The sequence below is a fragment of the Collinsella sp. AM38-1BH genome, assembly GCF_003467545.1.
Taxonomy (GTDB): Bacteria; Actinomycetota; Coriobacteriia; order Coriobacteriales; family Coriobacteriaceae; genus Collinsella.
On the sequence record NZ_QSHC01000007.1, the window covers coordinates 16,994 to 34,846 of the forward strand.

At 60.8% G+C, this 17,853-nt stretch carries 17 protein-coding genes; all 17 read left to right on the top strand.

Going from position 1 to position 17,853, the window contains the following annotated elements:
• The coding region (locus DW870_RS09485; protein ID WP_233547387.1) for an HAD-IC family P-type ATPase at positions 1–1,308 on the top strand (1,308 nt) is incomplete at its 5' end.
• Positions 1,309–1,411: 103 nt separating this feature from the next.
• On the top strand, positions 1,412–2,554 hold the full coding sequence (locus DW870_RS04280) for a zinc ribbon domain-containing protein (protein ID WP_158551271.1): 1,143 nt from the start codon (positions 1,412–1,414) through the stop codon (positions 2,552–2,554).
• A gap of 107 nt (positions 2,555–2,661) precedes the next feature.
• Positions 2,662–3,204, top strand: a complete 543-nt coding sequence (locus DW870_RS04285) for a peptidylprolyl isomerase (protein ID WP_006236059.1) — start codon at positions 2,662–2,664, stop codon at positions 3,202–3,204.
• An 11-nt stretch (positions 3,205–3,215) separates the two neighbouring features.
• Positions 3,216–4,520 (top strand): tetratricopeptide repeat protein, encoded by a 1,305-nt coding sequence (locus DW870_RS04290; protein WP_233547388.1) that lies wholly within the window; start codon positions 3,216–3,218, stop codon positions 4,518–4,520.
• A gap of 127 nt (positions 4,521–4,647) precedes the next feature.
• The gene (locus tag DW870_RS04295) at positions 4,648–5,679 is read left to right on the top strand and encodes a rod shape-determining protein (RefSeq protein WP_006236061.1); all 1,032 of its coding nucleotides are present in this window, start codon (positions 4,648–4,650) and stop codon (positions 5,677–5,679) included.
• A 78-nt stretch (positions 5,680–5,757) separates the two neighbouring features.
• Positions 5,758–6,699 carry a rod shape-determining protein MreC gene (gene mreC, locus DW870_RS04300; RefSeq protein WP_082421788.1) on the top strand — a complete coding sequence of 314 codons (942 nt, stop codon included), beginning with the start codon at positions 5,758–5,760 and terminating at the stop codon, positions 6,697–6,699.
• An 11-nt stretch (positions 6,700–6,710) separates the two neighbouring features.
• Positions 6,711–7,277: a hypothetical protein gene (locus tag DW870_RS04305; RefSeq protein ID WP_117735138.1), complete on the top strand. Its 567-nt coding sequence runs from the start codon at positions 6,711–6,713 to the stop codon at positions 7,275–7,277.
• 13 nt (positions 7,278–7,290) lie between these two features.
• Entirely contained in the window at positions 7,291–9,360 is a 2,070-nt protein-coding gene (gene mrdA, locus DW870_RS04310) for a penicillin-binding protein 2 (protein ID WP_117876966.1), read from the top strand.
• 9 nt (positions 9,361–9,369) lie between these two features.
• Positions 9,370–10,596 (top strand): FtsW/RodA/SpoVE family cell cycle protein, encoded by a 1,227-nt coding sequence (locus tag DW870_RS04315; protein ID WP_117876968.1) that lies wholly within the window; start codon positions 9,370–9,372, stop codon positions 10,594–10,596.
• Positions 10,597–10,614: 18 nt separating this feature from the next.
• Positions 10,615–11,544, top strand: coding sequence for a YcjF family protein (locus DW870_RS04320; protein WP_117876970.1), 930 nt, complete (start codon positions 10,615–10,617; stop codon positions 11,542–11,544).
• 10 nt (positions 11,545–11,554) lie between these two features.
• A complete protein-coding gene (locus DW870_RS04325; RefSeq protein ID WP_117876972.1) occupies positions 11,555–13,432 on the top strand; it encodes a TIGR03960 family B12-binding radical SAM protein in 1,878 nt (625 codons plus the stop codon).
• The gene (locus tag DW870_RS04330) at positions 13,429–14,241 is read left to right on the top strand and encodes a TIGR03936 family radical SAM-associated protein (RefSeq protein ID WP_117876974.1); all 813 of its coding nucleotides are present in this window, start codon (positions 13,429–13,431) and stop codon (positions 14,239–14,241) included. The genes DW870_RS04325 and DW870_RS04330 overlap by 4 nt, the downstream gene beginning before the upstream one ends.
• Before the next feature lie 67 nt (positions 14,242–14,308).
• Positions 14,309–14,683, top strand: coding sequence for a 50S ribosomal protein L21 (rplU, locus tag DW870_RS04335; protein WP_035138585.1), 375 nt, complete (start codon positions 14,309–14,311; stop codon positions 14,681–14,683).
• A 33-nt stretch (positions 14,684–14,716) separates the two neighbouring features.
• Complete coding sequence (rpmA, locus tag DW870_RS04340) at positions 14,717–14,974, top strand: 50S ribosomal protein L27 (protein ID WP_006236075.1); 258 nt, start codon at positions 14,717–14,719, stop codon at positions 14,972–14,974.
• An 85-nt stretch (positions 14,975–15,059) separates the two neighbouring features.
• Complete coding sequence (obgE, locus tag DW870_RS04345) at positions 15,060–16,526, top strand: GTPase ObgE (RefSeq protein ID WP_199573599.1); 1,467 nt, start codon at positions 15,060–15,062, stop codon at positions 16,524–16,526.
• Positions 16,527–16,529: 3 nt separating this feature from the next.
• The gene (nadD, locus tag DW870_RS04350; protein WP_055285119.1) at positions 16,530–17,207 is read left to right on the top strand and encodes a nicotinate-nucleotide adenylyltransferase; all 678 of its coding nucleotides are present in this window, start codon (positions 16,530–16,532) and stop codon (positions 17,205–17,207) included.
• Between the two features lie 87 nt (positions 17,208–17,294).
• Positions 17,295–17,828, top strand: a complete 534-nt coding sequence (gene yqeK, locus DW870_RS04355; protein ID WP_199409670.1) for a bis(5'-nucleosyl)-tetraphosphatase (symmetrical) YqeK — start codon at positions 17,295–17,297, stop codon at positions 17,826–17,828.
• Positions 17,829–17,853 lie beyond the last annotated feature (25 nt).

Here is a 17,853-nt window from a genome sequence, read left to right on the forward strand (position 1 = left end):
TTTGTGACCATCCGCGACGAGATTCGTACCTCGGCGGCCGAGACCATCGGCTACTTTAACGAGCAGGGCGTGACCCTCAACGTGATCAGTGGCGACGACCCGCGTACGGTGTCGTCGATCGCGCGCGTGGTGGGCGTGCCGGGGGCGGACGCTTATGTGGACGCCACGACGCTCGATACGCCGGCCAAGCTCGATGCCGCAGTGGACCGCTACCATGTCTTTGGTCGTGTGACCCCGCAGCAGAAGCGCGAGCTCGTGCAGGCGCTCAAGCGCCGCGAGCACACCGTGGCCATGACGGGCGACGGCGTCAACGACGTGTTGGCGCTCAAGGAGGCCGACTGCTCCGTCGCCATGGCGGCCGGCTCCGATGCCGCGCGCAACGTGGCCGAGATCGTGCTCGTCGACAACGACTTTGCCTCGATGCCCGCCGTGGTGGCCGAAGGCCGTCGCTCCATCAACAACCTGCAGCGTTCGGCTTCGCTGTTCTTGACCAAGACGCTGTTCTCGATGGGCCTGGCGGCGCTGTGCATCGCGCTGCCGCCGTACCCTTTCGAGCCGATTCAGATGACGCTCATCAACTTCTTCTGCATCGGCGCGCCGGGCTTTGTGTTGGGCCTGGAGCCCAACAATGCTCGCGTGAAGGGTGCGTTTTTGACCAACGTGCTCAAGCGTGCACTGCCGGCGTCGATTGCGGTCATTTTGGCTGCGGCGCTCGATATCTTTGTGGCGCGCGTGTTTGGCTTTAGCCAGCTCACGCTGTCTACGATGTGCCTGCTTACGTCGTGCGCGGCGAGCGTCAGCCTGATCTGGCGCATCTCGCAGCCTCTCACGCCCTTGCGCGTGGTGCTCTTTGTTTTTGTAGTCGCTGGCATCTTGGTGGGCGTTATCGGATTCCCGGAGCTGCTGTCTATTGCCAACCTGTCGATGGGCCAGATGGTTATCTTGGCTGTCATCGTGGTCTTTACCTGCTCGGTGTTCTTTAAGCTCGCCACGATGATGGATTCGCTCAAGCCGCGTCGTCGTCATGCCGCAACTGGTTTTGGACGCGGTGTGCGCGTCCACCTGGGTCGCGGTGGCGGCAAGGTGAGCTCGACGGGTTCGACGGCGGAGCGTTTTGCCAAGCGCGTCGCCGCCGACATGGCGCAGCGCCGCGAAGATCGCACCGCTCGCGAGGCCGAGGCCCGCGCACTCGAGGGCGTGGCCCAGGCCCAGCCCAAGAAAAAGAAGGGTAGCGGCGCCAAGCGCTCCCGCGTGACCAAGTCCGCCCAAGGCATCAAAGTCTCGATGCCGAGCAAAAAGAAGAAGTAACTACGCGCCCTGGCGATGTTGAATTGGTGCCTTGCTCCTGTGGGGCCGTGGCGATGTTATGCTCTAACCTCGATTATTTGAATTGCTTCGAAAAGAGGATGCCGTGATCTGCCCGCATTGCCTTAAGACTATCGAGGACGGCGCCTCGTTCTGCCCCTACTGCAACGCCTATGTGGGTCCGGGCGATGGTCCCGAGCACACCGAGTTCGTGTTCTGTGAGGGCTGCGGTGCTCGTCTTTCTCCGCATGATCGTACGTGCCCCAAATGCGGACGCCCCGCTCCGGGTATCCTCTCCGAGGATGCGGCGGCATCCGACCTGGCAGCGGGCCGCACGGCGGGCTTTCCGCGCCTAACGCAAGAGCAGATCGATACCGAGGTGCCGCATGCGCCGGCCTCTGCCGCTGCGGTGCTTTCGGACGCCGCCGACCCCAATGAGACCTGCGTGCTGCCAGCTTTCGATAAGGATTTCGGTATCCCCAAGGTCGATATTCCCACGCCCGTTTCCCTGCATGACGATGCTCAAAAACCCAAGCGCAAGGTGCACCCCGACGAGGACGCCTATCACAAGCATAAGCGTCATATTCCCAAGCCGCTCATTATCATCGCGGTCCTTGCCGTCGTGTGCGGTGGTGCCTATTGGTTCGTGACGACCGATCCCATGGGTGTTATGCCTGGCTTCTACGACCAGTTTGGCCAAGCTGCACAAACCACCTTCCCCACGCGTCAAAAGGGCGAGGCGACTGAGGACGATACCAAGCAGGGCGATTCTGCCGAGGTGGTTCAGGAAGAAACCGTGCTCACCGATGATCAGCTCTATACCAGGCTCGACGGTCTGTATCAGACCATCGTGTCCTACGCTGACGAGGACCAGATCGGCGAGGTCATCGATTCCTTTAACAACGGTTATCTCCGAACGCCGCTGTCCACCCGTCAGGAGCTGTCGCAGAGTGCCTACGCCCTGCGCGACCAGATCAAAAAGACGCAAGATGAGCTCAACAACCTGAAAGTACAGGACGATACGGTCTATGCGGATGACATCGCCCACTTAAAGCAGCTTGCCGAGTGGATGTATGAGCGCGTCGACGTGATCTGCCAGAGCTGGGATATCTCGCTGGCCATTCCCGATGGCGAGTCGATGAGTTCCCACCAAAGCGAGATCCTGGCGCCCATCGCGCAGGGCGGCAACAGCGCGCTGAACCAGTACGATGCCAATGTGGGTTCCTGGAAGCCGCAGCAGCGTTCCTAAAATTAGTTCGCCATAGTCGGCATAACCTACGTGCGCAATTGATGTAAACCCGTGCTTATTGCTACAATTCGTACAAATATGCTTTAAACGCACGAGGAAGGAACCACATGTTTGGTTTTAAGAAAGAGCTCTACACGCCCGAGTATCAGCTTGCCGGCGACGAGTGCGCCGTAATCGAGACGTCGAAGGGTACCATCAAGGTCAAGTTTGACGGCGAGGGCGCTCCCATTCATGTCGCGAACTTCTGCGAGCTTTCCACGATGGGTTTCTATGATGGCCTTAAGTTCCATCGCTATGTGCCCGGTTTTGTCATCCAGGGCGGCGACCCCAATACTCGCGACATGTCCGGCGCCGACGTCGCTGCCGGTCTTGAGGGCCCCGACGGCATGCCTGGTACCGGTGGCCCCGGCTACTGCATCAAGGGCGAGTTTGCCACCAATCCGCGCAACAGCCATGTCGATGGCGCCCTTGCCATGGCGCGTTCCATGGATCCCGATTCCGCGGGTTCGCAGTTCTACTTCTGCCTGGGTGCCCAGCATAACCTCGATTCCGGTTACACCGTTTTTGGTACCACGGTCGAGGGTCTCGACGTGATTTCGCAGCTGCGTGCCGGCGACGAGATCGTCCATGTCGAGATCGTTCACGAGTAAAGGGGACTTCCTTGAATAGCCAGCTGATCCAACAGGGCCGCGCCGCTTACCGCGCGGGTGATTTTTCCGCTGCAGCCCAGATGCTTGGGGCGGCAAAGACTCCCGATGAGATTATGGGCGAGGCCGACCACCTTCGTGGCAACGCCTTGATGCACCTGGGCATGTATGCCGAGGCCGCCGAGGCCTATGCCGCCGCCCTCAACGACGGCACCTACGGCAAGCGCGGCGCGCTGCTCACCAACCGCGGCAAGGCGCTCGCCGCCGTGGGTGACTACACGACGGCCGCCCAGGCGTTCTCTGCCGCTACGCAGGATGCTTCCTATGCCACGCCGTTTAAGGCCTATCTGGGCCTGGGCAATGCGCTGTTCCAGTCGGGCGACTATGCCAACGCGGGAACCGCCTTCCGTCAGGCTGCCATCGACGGCGCCAATCCGGCTCCTGCCGCCGCACTCGGCGAGCTCGGTCGTTGCTTCATTAAGCTCGGCCGTCCCGCGGATGCCGTGGAGACCTACCGCACGGCTATCGACTTTGCCGGCCCCCGCGATGACACGCGTGCGCTCAACGCCGGCATGGGTCAGGCGCTTTCTGCCGCCGGCCGTCCCTCCGACGCACTCGACGCCTTTAACGCCGCTACTGCCGATGGCATCTATCAGCTCACCTCCGAGCAGGCCGACGAGCTTGCCCGCGTGCACGATTCGCTTGCCGCGTTGTCTGCCCAGACGGCTATGGCCACGGCTCCGGCGCCCGCGATGGACGCTCCCGCCGTCGATCCGCTCGATCCTACGGGCGCGACCGGTCAGTTTATGCCCGATCCCTCGGACACCGGCTTCTTTACGCTGTCCGAGTCCGAGATGGTCCAGCAGGACCGTCAGGATCGTAAACAGGCCAAGGTTCGTCGCCGCCATCGCCACACGGGTCTCAAAGTCTTCATCGTGCTGCTTCTGCTCATTTTGATCGCCGCGGGCGGTCTGGGCTTTGCCTACACGCGCGGCTTTGGCTTCCCGTCTCAGGAGTCTGTCGTTACCGATCTGTTCCAGGCTGCCGGCGACGGTGACGCCGCAAAGGCCGAGTCTTGCCTGGCCTCGAACCTGTCCGAGGACGCCAAGTCGATGATCATCTCCTCAATTCCGCAGGGTGCCACCGTGTCCGTCGAGGGCATGGATCAGTCCATGACCGAGACGACCGCCAAGGTGAAGGCATCGCTGTCCAAGGGCGGCGAGCAGGAGTACACCGTCAAATTCGTGCGCTCCGACAACCATATCGGCTGGGCCGTTTCCTCGCTCGATATGGATTTCTCGGCTGCTGACAACCAGTAGTGACCTTATGGGATTTAGCTTTGCCCGGCGCTTCACCGCAAGTGAGGTGCCGGGCTTGCGCTAGTATGATGAGCTAGTAGTTTTCCAGCAATCATCCAACACATCAGGAGTTGCGTTGTTTTCTTTGATGGATATGTTCTTCGGTAGCTATGCGGGCGATCTTGCCATCGACCTCGGCACCGCCAATACGCTTGTCTCCGTGCGCGGCAAGGGCATCGTCATTCGCGAGCCCTCTGTAGTCGCCATCGACAAGAATGACGAGCGCATCCTGGCGGTCGGTATCGAGGCAAAGCGCATGCTCGGCCGTACGCCCGGCAACATCGTGGCCGTTCGTCCCCTGAAGGACGGCGTCATCGCCGACTTCGACGTTACCGAGGCCATGCTTCGCTACTTTATCGACAAGGCGTCCGAGAAGCGCTATCCGTGGACTCCGCGTCCGCGTGTTGTCGTCTGCGTTCCCTCCGGCGTCACGTCGGTCGAGAAGCGCGCTGTCTTTGAGGCCACGATCCAGGCCGGTGCCCGCCAGGCCTATCTGATCGAAGAGCCTATGGCTGCCGCCATCGGCGCCGACTTGCCCGTCGAGGAGCCCACCGGCTCCATGGTCATCGACATCGGTGGCGGTACCACCGAGGTCGCCGTTATCGCTATGGGCGGCATCGTCGTCTCGCAGTCCATCCGTATTGCCGGCGACGAGTTCGACCAGGCCATCCTCACGCACGTTCGCGATGCCTACAACCTGGCCATCGGCGAGCGTACGGCAGAGGACATCAAGATCAAGGTCGGCTCCGCCGTGCCGCTCAAGGATGAGCTCGACGTCGAGGTCAACGGCCGCGACGTGATCACCGGTCTGCCCAAGACCGTGCGCATCGAGAGCGAGGAGATTCGTCGCGCACTCAACAAGCCGCTCGACGAGATGGCCAAGGCCGTCAAGGACGCACTCGACGCTACGCCTCCCGATCTTGCCTCGGACCTTATGTACTATGGCATTTTGCTGACCGGTGGCGGCGCGCTGCTGCGCGGTCTCGATGTGCGCCTGCGCGATGAGACCGGCGTTTCGGTCAACGTCAGCCCCACGGCGCTCGATAACGTTGTTAACGGCTGTGCCCGCGTGCTCGAGGCCAATGCGTTTGATGGCGGCTTCGTCCAGACCAATGCTTAATTTCCAAAAGGTGGATTCCATTTGGCACGATCTTCGGGTTTCTCCACAAATCTGAATACCAAGCGACAATCAACGGGTATGCGCCCGTTGATTGTTTTCAGCCTGATTTCGGTGTTGCTGCTCACGTTTTACATCCGCGAGGGCGAGGCAGGACCGATTCATGCCGTGCGCTCGGGCGTGACGACGATTACCTCGCCGGTGCGCTTTGTGGGCTCGGCTGTGGCGGCTCCCTTCAATGCGATCGGTAACGTGTTCTCTAACCTTACGGCGTCGCAGGACACGCTTGACGAGCTTAAGAAGCAAAACGAGGAACTGACCTCTAAGGTTGCTGAGCTCTCCGAGGCTCAAAAGACCGCCGAGCGACTGGAGGGGCTGGTCGGCCTGCAGTCGACCTACAACCTCAAATCAACCGCAGCTCGTATCGTCGGCGCTTCGGGCGATGCCTGGACCTCGACCGTCACCATCGATAAGGGTTCTGCCGACGGTCTTACCATCAACATGCCTGTGACGAGTTCTGCCGGTGTCATAGGCCAGATTATCGAGGTCTCGGCAAAGACGTCCACCGTGCGCCTGATTGGCGACGAGAACTCGGGCGTGTCCGCCATGGTGCAGGACACGCGCGCCCAGGGCATGCTTCAGGGTCAGGCTGACGGCACCCTGCGCCTTGAGTACGTGAGCGTCGACTCCGATGTTAAGGTTGGCGACATCATCGTAACCTCGGGCATTGGCGGTGTGTTCCCTAAGGGTCTACCGCTCGGCACCGTCTCGTCGGTCGAGAAATCGGCAAACGACGTGTACTACACCATTGTGGTGCGCGCTCAGACCACGGCCGAGAACAACGAGGAAGTGCTGGTCATTACCTCGCTGACCGACGAACAGTCGGCCTCGGATGAGGATGTGAGCACGGCCAACAGCACGCCGCAGGGAACGTCGCGCGATGCTGCGACCAAGACGAAGGACGAGAGCTCGGATGACAGTTCCGACACGTCCGAGACGACCGATTCCGGCTCGAGCGAATAGGGGGCATGTCCATGGATCTACACGAGCAGGGGATGAGCTCCCGCACGTTTGTAATCGCCGCCATCGTGTGCGTGCTGCTGCAGGCAGGCCTCGCACCGCAGATCTCCATTGCGGGCGGTCGCGTCAACTTTATGATTATTCTTGTGTGCCTGAGTGTGTTCTCGGGCGACCCGACCCGTGCCGTCGCGTGCGGTTTTTGCAGCGGATTGTTCTATGACCTGTCCGCTGCCGTGCCGGTGGGCGTTATGTCGCTCCTGCTGACCGTGGGTTCTTTTGCCCTGGTGCATAGCGCCGCCGGTCAGACGGGCGGTACCCCGAGTGCGCGCGGCATCACGGTGGGCACCTTCGCGCTCGTCATTAATGTGATTTACAGCATCATCTTGCTGTTTATGGGTTTGGAGACGAGCTTTGTCGTGGCGATCTTCGGTCATGCGCTGCCGTCTTCGATCCTGACGGGTCTGGTTGCCATTCCATTTTTGATGTCCGGCGTCGTGCCGCAGTCCGGCTATGGATTCTCCGCACGTGGCGGACGCCAGACGGGTATGCGCTTTAAGCCCAAGACCCGCAAGCTCAAATAGGGGAGGCCCGTAGATGTCTTCCCAGATGACGGTTATTATCGCCGGTGTCGTGCTGGTCGTGGCCATCGTGGTCGCGCTGGTCATCATGCGTCGGGGCGATTCCCGTTTTACCTACGATACGCAGCATGGAACGGCCCCGCGCGCCACCGAGGGCGAGGGCAATACCGCGGCGACCGCCTTTAAGGGCCGTTTTTCCATCCTCACCGCGGGTGTGGGCGCGATGTTTGCGGCGCTTGCCGTCAAGCTGTGGGGCATGCAGATGGTCTCGTCGGACTATTACGAGAAGCAGGCTAATAGCAATCAGACTCGCACCGTTACCACACCCGCTGTGCGCGGCCGCATCCTCGATCGCAATGGCGTGGCGCTTGTCCAGAACCGTCCCTCACTTGCTGTCGTGGCCTACCGCGATCTTGCCGAGGATGAGGTTCTGGTTCGCCATCTTGCCAACGTGCTCGGTATGCCCTACGTGGCGGTTCTGCGCAATATCCAGGACAATTCCGAGGGCGCCCAGAGCCTGCATACCATCGCGACGGACGTCCGTCGCTCCACGGTCGCCTATATTCAGGAGCACGCCGGCGAGTTCCCGGGCGTCAAGATTGCCGAGCGTACCGAGCGCCAGTACCCGTACGGCGAGACGGCCTGTCACATTTTGGGCTATACCGGCACCATTACCTCAGAGCAGCTCGAGGCCCAGAATAAGAAAACCTCTGGCGATGATGATGCTTCTGCTGGCCGGATTACGTACCAGTCGGGCGATATCGTGGGCCAGGCGGGCGTTGAGAGCTACTACGAAAACCTGCTGCAGGGTATTCGTGGCGAGCAGACCGTCAAGGTCGATGCCTCGGGCAATGTGACCGGTCAGGCCGGCGCGGTGCCCGCGAAGGCCGGCTCCGACATTAAGCTCACGCTCGACCTTAAAATCCAACAGGCCTGTGAGACGGCACTGTCGAGTGCTATCGAGCTTGCCAAGACCACTGGCTACAGCAATGCCGGCAACGGCGCTGTGGTGTGCCTCGATCCCAACAATGGCGAGATCCTGGGCATGGCGAGCGAGCCCAAGTTCGATCCGTCCGTCTTTATCGGCGGCGTCTCAAATGACGTGTGGACCGAGCTCAATGATGACAAGGGTTCGCACCCGCTGCTCAACCGCGCCATTAGCGGACAGTACATGTCGGCCTCGACCATCAAGCCGCTCTCGGCACTGGCCGGTCTTGAGTTTGGAACCTACACCTCAACGCAGACAACCAACTGCACGGGCTATTGGACGGGCCTGGGCAAGGCTTGGGGCAAGCGCTGCTGGCTGACGTCTGGCCACGGCACCATGACGCTGCAGTCGGGTATCGCCAACTCGTGCGACCCCGTCTTCTACGACATGGGCAAGGCGTTCTTCTATGACGAGCAACATCCCGAGGGCCTGCAGGAGGTCTTTCGTCGCTGGGGTCTAGGCAAGACCTGCGGTATCGATCTGCCGAGTGAGGGCGCGGGCCGTATTCCCGATGCCGAGTGGAAAGAGTCGTACTTCACCGACGCCTCTGCCGAGGACCGCAAGTGGAATGCCGGCGATATGACCAACATTGCTATCGGCCAGGGCGACATCCTGGTGACGCCCCTGCAGATGGCGTGCGCCTATATGGGTCTTGCCAACGGCGGCAAACAGTACGTGCCTCACGTGTTTTTGTCTGCCGTGTCGCGCGATGGCGACGGCGATGCCTATAAGTACAACGGCAAGGGCAAGAAGAAGCGCCTGGAGGCCAAGATTAACAGCGATTCGGATTTGGCTCTTGTTCGCAACGGCATGCACGACGTGATTTACACGGCATCGACGTCCCTGGCGGCTCACTTTGGCACCCTGACGCCGCAGGTATACGGCAAGTCGGGCACGGGCGAGAAAAGCGGCGAGGACGAATACGCGTGGTTCTGCGCCTATGCACCGGCCGATGACCCCAAGTATGTCATCGCTACTGTCCTGGAGCAGGGCGGCGGCGGCTCAGATACCGCGATGCATGTCGTGCGCGACGTGCTCGGCGTGATTTATGACGAGCCCGATACCTCTTCGGCCTCGGGCGATTCTTCGGTTCGATAGGAGGTTGCGATGGATTTTTCTCCGGCGGATCTGTTCCGTTCAACCAAGACCGGCTCTCGCAGCAGCCTGGACCGCGTCAACAAGCAACTTTCGGCCTCGCGCGGCACGTTTCGCCAAAAGGTGCATATCGGTGTGCTCGTGGCTACAGTGGCGCTCGTCGCCTACGGTGCCATCATTATCTGGTCGGCTTCGCAGTTTAAGGCCGATGCCTCGTTCTCACGCCATCTGCTGGGAATTGGTATCGGGGCGGTGCTGGCGGTGCTCGTCTGGCGTACCGACCTGCGCGGTATTTCCAATTTCTCGACGGCGTTGCTCGTCATCGACCTGATCGTGATCTTTTCGCCCAAGATTCCAGGTCTGTCCTATACGGGCGGTCTGGGCATGACGGGCTGGATCAAGATTCCCGCTATCGGCTTGACATTCCAGCCGGTTGAGCTTGCCAAGCTCATCACCATCTTCTTTATTGCTACGCTTGGCTCGCAGTATAACGGTCGCATCGATACCGCTCGCGACTACGTCAAGCTCTGCGGCATTCTGTCCATTCCGTTTTTGGCCGTCGTTGCCATGGGCGACCTGGGCTCGGGCCTGGTCGTGCTGGTTTCGGGCGCCATCGTCATTTGTATGAGCGGTGCACGCCGCGAATGGGTGCTGTCGACCCTGGCCCTGCTCGTGGGCCTGGTGGCCCTCGTCCTGGCGCTCGATTCGGTCTTTGATTCGTTGCTCGGCCACGATGTGCTCATCAAGCAGTATCAGATGAACCGTCTGACGGTCTTTATCGACCCCGATAATGCCGATTCGGACGATGCCTACAACCTGCAGCAGTCGCTTATCGCCGTTGGCTCGGGCGGCTTCTTTGGTAAGGGTTTGGGCCATGCGACGCAGTCGGCCGGCGGCTTTCTGCCTGAGTTCCACACCGACTTCGTCTTCGCCTTCCTGTCCGAGACCTTTGGCTTTTGCGGTTCCTTTTTGCTCCTGTGCCTCTACGTGCTGCTGATCTTTTCGACGATTCGCGTCGCCTTTAAGTGTGAGTCGCTGTTCTTGCGCCTATCGTGTGTGGGCATCGTTGGCATGTGGGCGTTCCAGACCTTCGAAAACATCGGCATGTGCATCGGCATGATGCCGATTACCGGTATTCCGCTACCGTTTATTAGCTTCGGTTCGTCTTCGATGATGATTCAGCTGCTGACGGTGGGTATCGTACAATCTATATGGCGGCATCGTTCGGGCGCCGCGTAACCGCTGGAGGGGTTTGCTATGAAAATTCCCGTAGATAAGCTGACCCGCGCTTTTAAGATGGGCGCGTCCGTTAAGAAGGATTCCGATACGCCGGTGCGCGTCTCGGTCTATCTGGATTCGTCCGCCTCGCGCTTTCTTGCTGAGACGGTGCGTGACGCCTTTGTGCCGCAGGCGACCTCGGGCATTGTGCGCGTCGAGCGTCTGGGGGAGGAGCGAATTGCTCCAAAGACCGATACCGATGTGGTACTGGTGCTCTCGTGTGGTTCCGACCGCCTGGAGAGTGCCGTGCAGGAGCTCGTGATCGCCGGCGCGCCCGTGTGCGTGCTTGCCGAGTCTGCTGTGGAGGTGCCGTTTATCGAGGAGTCCACGCCCATGCTCGGCGTGGTGGCGGCAACCGATAAGACGTATCTCCTCGAGACGCTTGCCCGCTGGATTCTCGATCGCACCGACAAGGAAACGGCTTTTGCGGCGAACTTTGCCTTTATGCGCATCGCGGCAGCTAATCGTATCATCACCTCGTGCGCGCTCACCAATATGGCGACCGGTGCGCTGGTGTTTTTGCCGGGCGCCGATTATCCCGTTATGGCGCTGGCGCAGGTGGGCATGCTCTTTGAGCTCGCTGCCGTCTTTGGACGCGGCATTAAGCCTGAGCGCGGCTACGAGGTCGCGGGCGTGCTTGCCGGCGGTCTTGTGATCCGCGCGGTCACCCGCGCGCTCGTCAAGCAGACGCCGCATATTGGGTTTGCCGTTAAGGCGCTCACTGCTGCCGCGGGCACCTATGGCATGGGCCGTGCGCTTGTTTCGCTCTACGAGCGCGATGTCGACTACAGCCGTGCCAACGAGGTGGTCACTGCCACGTTCTCCCGCGTTCGCGATCTGGTGACCACGGTCGCGGGCGCTACCCGTCCTATGGCGTCCTACCAAGACGCATCCGATCTCGCTGCTTAGGGGTTTTCTGTTGCGCGTTCCGTATCAAGACTGCTTTCATTTAATTGAGCCGCTGCTCGCCAAGGTCGAAAAGCCGAGCCGCTATATCGATCACGAGTGGGGCACGCTTTCCAAGGCCGATGCCGACTACCGTTGCTGCCTGATCTACCCGGATGTGTACGAGGTTGGTTTGCCCAACCAGGGCATCGCCATCCTCTACAACATCCTTAACCAGGCCGAGGGCATCTCCTGCGAGCGTGGCTATGTGCCGTGGCCCGATATGGGTGACGCCATGCGCGAGGCGGGCATTCCGCTGCTGTCGCTCGAAGGTGCTGCCCCCGTTGCTTCGTTTGATATCGTCGGTCTGCATGTGCCGCACGAGATGGCGGTGACGAACTTCCTCGAGGCACTCGATCTCGCTGGCATTCCGCTGTTGGCGGCCGACCGAGGTGAAGACGACCCCATCATCATCGCCGGCGGCCCCTCGGTGTACAACCCCGAGCCGTACGCGGCCTTCTTCGATGCCATCCTCATCGGCGAGGGCGAGGAATCGCTGCTCGAGACCTGCCAGCTGCATCGGCGCCTGCGCGACGAAGGAGTCCCGCGCGCGCAGATTGTTGAGCAGCTTGCATCCATTGCCGGCAACTACGTGCCGTCGCTCTATGAGGTTCGTCACGACGAGCTCTGCTCGCCGCATGGCTACACCGTGCCGCGCGAGGGCAAGGATGCTCCGGCCGTGGTCTACAAGCGCGTCGTCGAGGATTTCGGCGCCACGAATCCGCTGTCGCAGTCGTGCGTGCCCTATGCGCAGCTGGTTCACGACCGCCTGTCTATCGAGATTCTGCGCGGCTGCGCTCGCGGCTGTCGTTTTTGCCAGGCCGGCATGACGTATCGCCCGGTGCGCGAGCGTTCGGCCGACCAGATCGTCTCGTCGGTGATTCAGGGTCTGGAAAAGACCGGCTATGACGAGGTGTCGCTGACCTCGCTCTCCACGACCGACCACTCCTGCATTCGTGACGTGCTCGGCAGGCTCAACCGTCGCCTGGAGGATACGGGTATTCGCGTGTCTATTCCGTCGCAGCGCTTGGATTCGTTTGGCGTGGATATGGCCGAGTCGGTCGCCGGCGAAAAGAAGGGCGGCCTGACGTTCGCGCCCGAGGCCGGCAGCCAGCGCATGCGCGACATCATTAACAAGAACGTGACCGAGGAGGACCTGGACCGTGCGGCCAAGGCGGCCTTCGAGGCCGGCTGGAACCGCATGAAGCTCTACTTTATGATGGGCCTTCCCGGCGAGCGCGACGAGGACATCGTGGCCATCGCCAATCTGGCCGATCACGTGCTGGAGCTCGGTCGTTCCGTGGTGCCCAAGGCTCGTCGCGGCTCGATCTCGGTGTCCATCTCGGTTTCGGTCTTTATCCCCAAGGCTGCCACGCCGTTCCAGTGGTGCCCGCAGCTCGACTACGACGACGTCAAGCGTCGCCAGAAGCTGCTCATCACGAGCGTTCGCAACCGTGCCGTCCGCGTGCATTACCACGATGCCGAGACCTCGCTCATCGAGGCCGCGCTCTCCCGCGCCGGTCGTGACATGACGCCCGTCATCATCGATGCTTGGCGCTCGGGGTCTCGCTTTGACGCCTGGGTAGAGCATTTCTCGCTCGATAACTGGAAGGAGGCTGCTGCCAAAAACGGCATCGACCTCAATGAGCTCGTGCACCTGCCCTACGAGTTGGACTGGCGTCTGCCGTGGGAGCATGTGAGCCCCGGCTGCACGCGCGGCTTCCTCGAGCGCGAGTACCGTCGCTCGCTCGAGGGTGTCACGACTCCCGACTGCACCCGCACGTCGTGCACCGGCTGCGGAATCTGCCCCACGCTCCACGCCAAGAATGTATTGATGGGTGATCGCGCATGAGTGAGCGCCTGACCGACAACCCCACGCTCTTTAGACTTCGTGTTCGCTATGGCAAGCGCGATCGCCTTAAGTACCTGGGCCATCTCGAAGTAATCCATACCATTGAGCGCATCGTGCGCCGTGCGGGACTTCCCTATGCCGTCACGCAGGGCTTCTCTCCGCACATGCGAGTGGGCTTCTCTTCGGCGCTACCGGTGGGTACGTCGTCGATCTGCGAGTGGTATGACCTGTTTATGACCGAGTTCGTGGCGCTCGACGAGGCGTTTGGGCGCCTAGCTGCGGCGTCTCCGGCCGATCTGGCGCCCATCGAGGCGGCGTACATCGACGTGCGCACGCCGGCGTTGACGGCGCAACTCACGCGTCTGTCGTATCGCATCGACCTGCACTTGGATCCCGAGGCGCCCGTAAGCGCCGACGAGGTGCGTCGTGCGATTGACACGCTGCGCGCGGACCATAGCATCGACTACGCGCGCGGCAAAAAGAGCAAGCGCTTGGATTTGGATCACACGCTCGTGGGCTATGAGCTCACGGCGGGGGAGCGCCCGGACCATTTGGTGCTCATGCTCGACACCCATGCCGACAACGAGGGCTCCATGCGTCCGGAAATTTTGCTTTCCGCTGCTGATGTTTTGTTGCAGGGCTTGACCCCGGGCGTGGATGCACCTATTGTTTCCACCGGTATGCAAGACCTCGTGACCATCTGCTCCTACGATGTCGAGCGTCAGAATCAAGCATGCGAGGACGACGAGGGCCGACTCGTCAGCCCCATACCTGTGCGAACTTGTGGATTTGCTCCACATACTCGTTGACGGGGGTATTTTCGCCTGCTACTATATTCGGCTGTTGCACTAACTGATGCATGAAGGGCAAGTAAACATGTACGCAATCGTTAACACGGGCGGCAAGCAGTACAAGGTCGCCACCGACGATGTCATCACCGTCGAGAAGATCGAGGGCAATGAGGGCGACAAGGTCACCCTGCCGGTTATCTTCCTCAACGATGGTAAGAAGATCGTCACCGATCCCGACAAGCTGGCCAAGGCCAAGGTTACCGCTCAGATCGTTGAGCAGTTCAAGGGCGAGAAGCAGCTGGTCTTCAAGTTCCACAAGCGTAAGCGCTATCGTCGTCTGAAGGGTCACCGTCAGCAGCTCACCAAGCTGAAGATCGTGAAGGTCCAGGCTACGTCCCGCGCCAAGAAGGCTGTCAAGGCAGAGGCCGAGGCTGTTGCCGAGGCTCCCGTCGCCGAGTAGATTACACTCGTAACGAAAGAGTAGGTATACACAATGGCACACAAAAAAGGACTCGGTTCCTCCCGTAATGGCCGTGACTCCCGCGGTCAGCGCCTTGGCACGAAGCGCTATGCCGGCCAGACGGTAACCACGGGCACGATTCTCGTCCGTCAGCACGGCACTCACATCCACCCGGGTGAGAACGTTGGCCGTGGCAAGGACGACACGCTGTTCGCGCTGGTCGACGGTACCGTTGAGTTCCACAAGGGTATCAAGCACAGGGTCAGCGTACGCCCGCTCGCGAACGCGTAATTCACCCTTCATAGAGCACATATGTGGGAGGCACTTGAGTTTTAGGATTCAAGGGTCTCCCTCTTTTTTGTAGGAGGCGATTCTGTTGTCACAGTTCACCGATATCAGCCGCATTAACGTGTGCGGCGGCGACGGCGGAGCCGGATGCATGTCGTTTAGGCGTGAGGCATTTGTCCCCAAGGGCGGCCCCGATGGCGGCGACGGCGGTCGTGGCGGCAATGTCGTCATCCAGGCCGATGCTCAGCTGTCTTCGCTGATCGATTACCGCTTTAAGCATCACTTCCGCGCCGAGCGCGGCACGCACGGGCAGGGTGCCCGTCGTAACGGTAAGAGCGGCGAGGACCTGATTCTCAAGGTCCCTATGGGTACCGTGGTGCGCGAGCTCGACCCCGAGACGCAGACCCCGATGTTCGAGATTGCCGATCTGGTGCACGATGGCGAGCGCGTTGTCGTGGCCCCTGGTGGCGCCGGCGGCTTGGGCAACACGCACTTTGTGACGTCGGTGCGCCGCGCGCCCGCGTTTGCTCAGCTGGGCGAACCGGCAGAGGAGCACTGGATTGAGCTCGAGATGAAGCTTATGGCCGATGCCGCACTCGTGGGCTTTCCCTCGGTGGGTAAGTCATCGCTCATTGCACGCATGAGTGCCGCCCGCCCCAAGATTGCTGACTACCCGTTTACCACGCTCGTGCCCAATCTGGGCATGGTGCGTGCCGGCGAATATTCTTATGTCGTTGCCGACGTCCCCGGTCTTATCGAGGGCGCGAGCGAAGGCAAGGGCCTGGGTCACCAGTTCTTGCGCCACATTGAGCGTACGGCCCTGATCATGCATGTCGTCGACATGACGGGCGGTTTTGAGGATCGCGATCCGGTTGAGGACTATCGCATCATCAACCGCGAGCTCGAGCAGTATGGCGCCGAGCTTTCGGAGCGTCCGCAGATCGTTGTCGCCAACAAGTGCGACGCGCCGGGCACGGCCGATAAGATTGCCGACCTCAAGCGCGCAGCGCTCGACGATGGACATATGTTCTTTGCCGTGTCTGCCGTGACGGGCGCCGGTCTCAATACGTTGTTGCTTGCCGTAGGTGAGCAGGTGGCCAAGCTCCGCGCCGAGCTGGCGGTCTCCGATGAACCGGTCGACCTGCGCGACGATGAGTGGGAGCGCCGCCGCCTGCAGCGTGAGAAGCGTTTCCGCATTGTCCAGGAAGAGCCCGGTGCCTTCCGCGTGGTCGGTCGTGCCATCGAGCGCATGGTCATCCAGACCGACTGGGAAAACGAGGAAGCCGTTATTTACCTGCAGCATAAGTTTGCGCGTATGGGTGTTGACGACGCGCTCGAGAAGGCCGGTTGCCGTGCGGGCGACGAGGTCCGCATTTGCCAGCGCGCCTTTGACTTTGAGGGCGCCGAGGACTTCTCGGAGTACGAGGAGCTCGAGGATGCTGGCGAGGACGTTGCCGTTGAGGCCATTGACGTGGCCGATGCTGCGGATGAGGGCGTCGAGGTTGTTGATGCGGCGGATGCCGCGGACGATGCCGAGACCTCGGAGAGCGAGTAAGCCATGTCGCTGCGCGGTGGAATCGGTTTGCCCGAGCTTCCTCTAGAGGACGGGCAGGAGTTTAGGCTTGGCATTATGGGTGGCACCTTTGATCCCATCCATTACGGGCACCTGGTGACCGCCGAGCAGGCGCGCGAGTCGCTCGACTTGGACGCTGTGCTCTTTATGCCGGCGGGCTCTCCTGCCTTTAAGCTTGACAAGCCGGTGACGCCTGCCGAGGACCGTTACGCCATGACGGTCCTCGCCACCGCCGCGAACCCGGCCTTTTTGGCGAGCCGGTTCGAGATCGACCGTCCGGGCGTAACCTATACGGCCGATACGCTTCATGCCCTTCGCGACTTTTACCCGCCGCAGGTAAAGCTCTACTTTATTACGGGCGCCGACGCGATTATCGATATTGTGACCTGGCATGATGCCGAACGAATCGCTGAGCTTGCTACCTTTATTGCGGCGACACGACCGGGCTTTGATATCGATACGGCGCGTGCCCGAATCAAAGAGTCGGGGCTGCCGTTCGACGTGCGCTATATTCAGATTCCGGCGCTGGCGATCAGCTCGACGAACATTCGCAAGCGAGTTGCCCGCGGTATGAGCGTGCGCTATCTTACGAGCGAGTCCGTGCTCGGCTACATTCGCAAACGCAGGCTATATGCCGATTTGGGCCAAGAAGATTTTGAGTGATGGGGGTCTACGTTGTCGGTAGAGGATCAGTTTGAGGGCGATGAGCACGCGCTGCTCAAGCGCATTCAAGAGCTGCTCGATGTTCGAATGAAGGATAAGCGCAAGCGCTATGTGCATTCGCTGGGTGTTGCCGAGACCGCACTTCATCTGGCCGAGGTCTACGGCGTTGACCGCTTTGATGCCGCTGCTGCCGGTCTGATCCACGACTGGGACAAAGTGCTCTCCGACGACGAGCTGGTTACGCGCGCTCTGCATTACGGCATTAAGATTGCCGGCTCTCCTTCCGCCGCGACGCCGCTTTTGCATGGTCCTGTTGCCGCCTATGAGCTTCCGCAGCTTTTCCCCGAGTTGTCGCCTGCTGTTTTCCAGGCTGTCGACCGTCACACCGTTGGCGCCTGCGACATGACGCCGCTCGATATGGTGGTCTTTGTGGCCGATGCCATCGAGCCCAACCGCCATGGTGATTATGCCATCGCGCTGCGCAAGATGGTGGGGGAGTCGACGCTTGACGAGTTGTTCTTCTCCTGTTTTGCGCAGGGTCTGGTCTACGTGATCCAGTCCGGGCGTTATCTTTATCCCACGGCTATTACGATTTACAACCATTACGCCCAGCTGCGCTAGCTCGGGTGTGTCTAGAAAGAGGTAT

Coding starts and splice junctions, on each gene's coding strand:
- DW870_RS04285 (WP_006236059.1), top strand. CDS start 2,662: ATGTTTGGTTTTAAGAAAGAGCTCTACACGCCCGAGTATCAGCTTGCC.
- DW870_RS04295 (WP_006236061.1), top strand. CDS start 4,648: ATGGATATGTTCTTCGGTAGCTATGCGGGCGATCTTGCCATCGACCTC.
- mreC (WP_082421788.1), top strand. CDS start 5,758: ATGCGCCCGTTGATTGTTTTCAGCCTGATTTCGGTGTTGCTGCTCACG.
- DW870_RS04305 (WP_117735138.1), top strand. CDS start 6,711: ATGGATCTACACGAGCAGGGGATGAGCTCCCGCACGTTTGTAATCGCC.
- mrdA (WP_117876966.1), top strand. CDS start 7,291: ATGTCTTCCCAGATGACGGTTATTATCGCCGGTGTCGTGCTGGTCGTG.
- DW870_RS04315 (WP_117876968.1), top strand. CDS start 9,370: ATGGATTTTTCTCCGGCGGATCTGTTCCGTTCAACCAAGACCGGCTCT.
- DW870_RS04320 (WP_117876970.1), top strand. CDS start 10,615: ATGAAAATTCCCGTAGATAAGCTGACCCGCGCTTTTAAGATGGGCGCG.
- DW870_RS04330 (WP_117876974.1), top strand. CDS start 13,429: ATGAGTGAGCGCCTGACCGACAACCCCACGCTCTTTAGACTTCGTGTT.
- rplU (WP_035138585.1), top strand. CDS start 14,309: ATGTACGCAATCGTTAACACGGGCGGCAAGCAGTACAAGGTCGCCACC.
- rpmA (WP_006236075.1), top strand. CDS start 14,717: ATGGCACACAAAAAAGGACTCGGTTCCTCCCGTAATGGCCGTGACTCC.
- nadD (WP_055285119.1), top strand. CDS start 16,530: ATGTCGCTGCGCGGTGGAATCGGTTTGCCCGAGCTTCCTCTAGAGGAC.
- yqeK (WP_199409670.1), top strand. CDS start 17,295: ATGAAGGATAAGCGCAAGCGCTATGTGCATTCGCTGGGTGTTGCCGAG.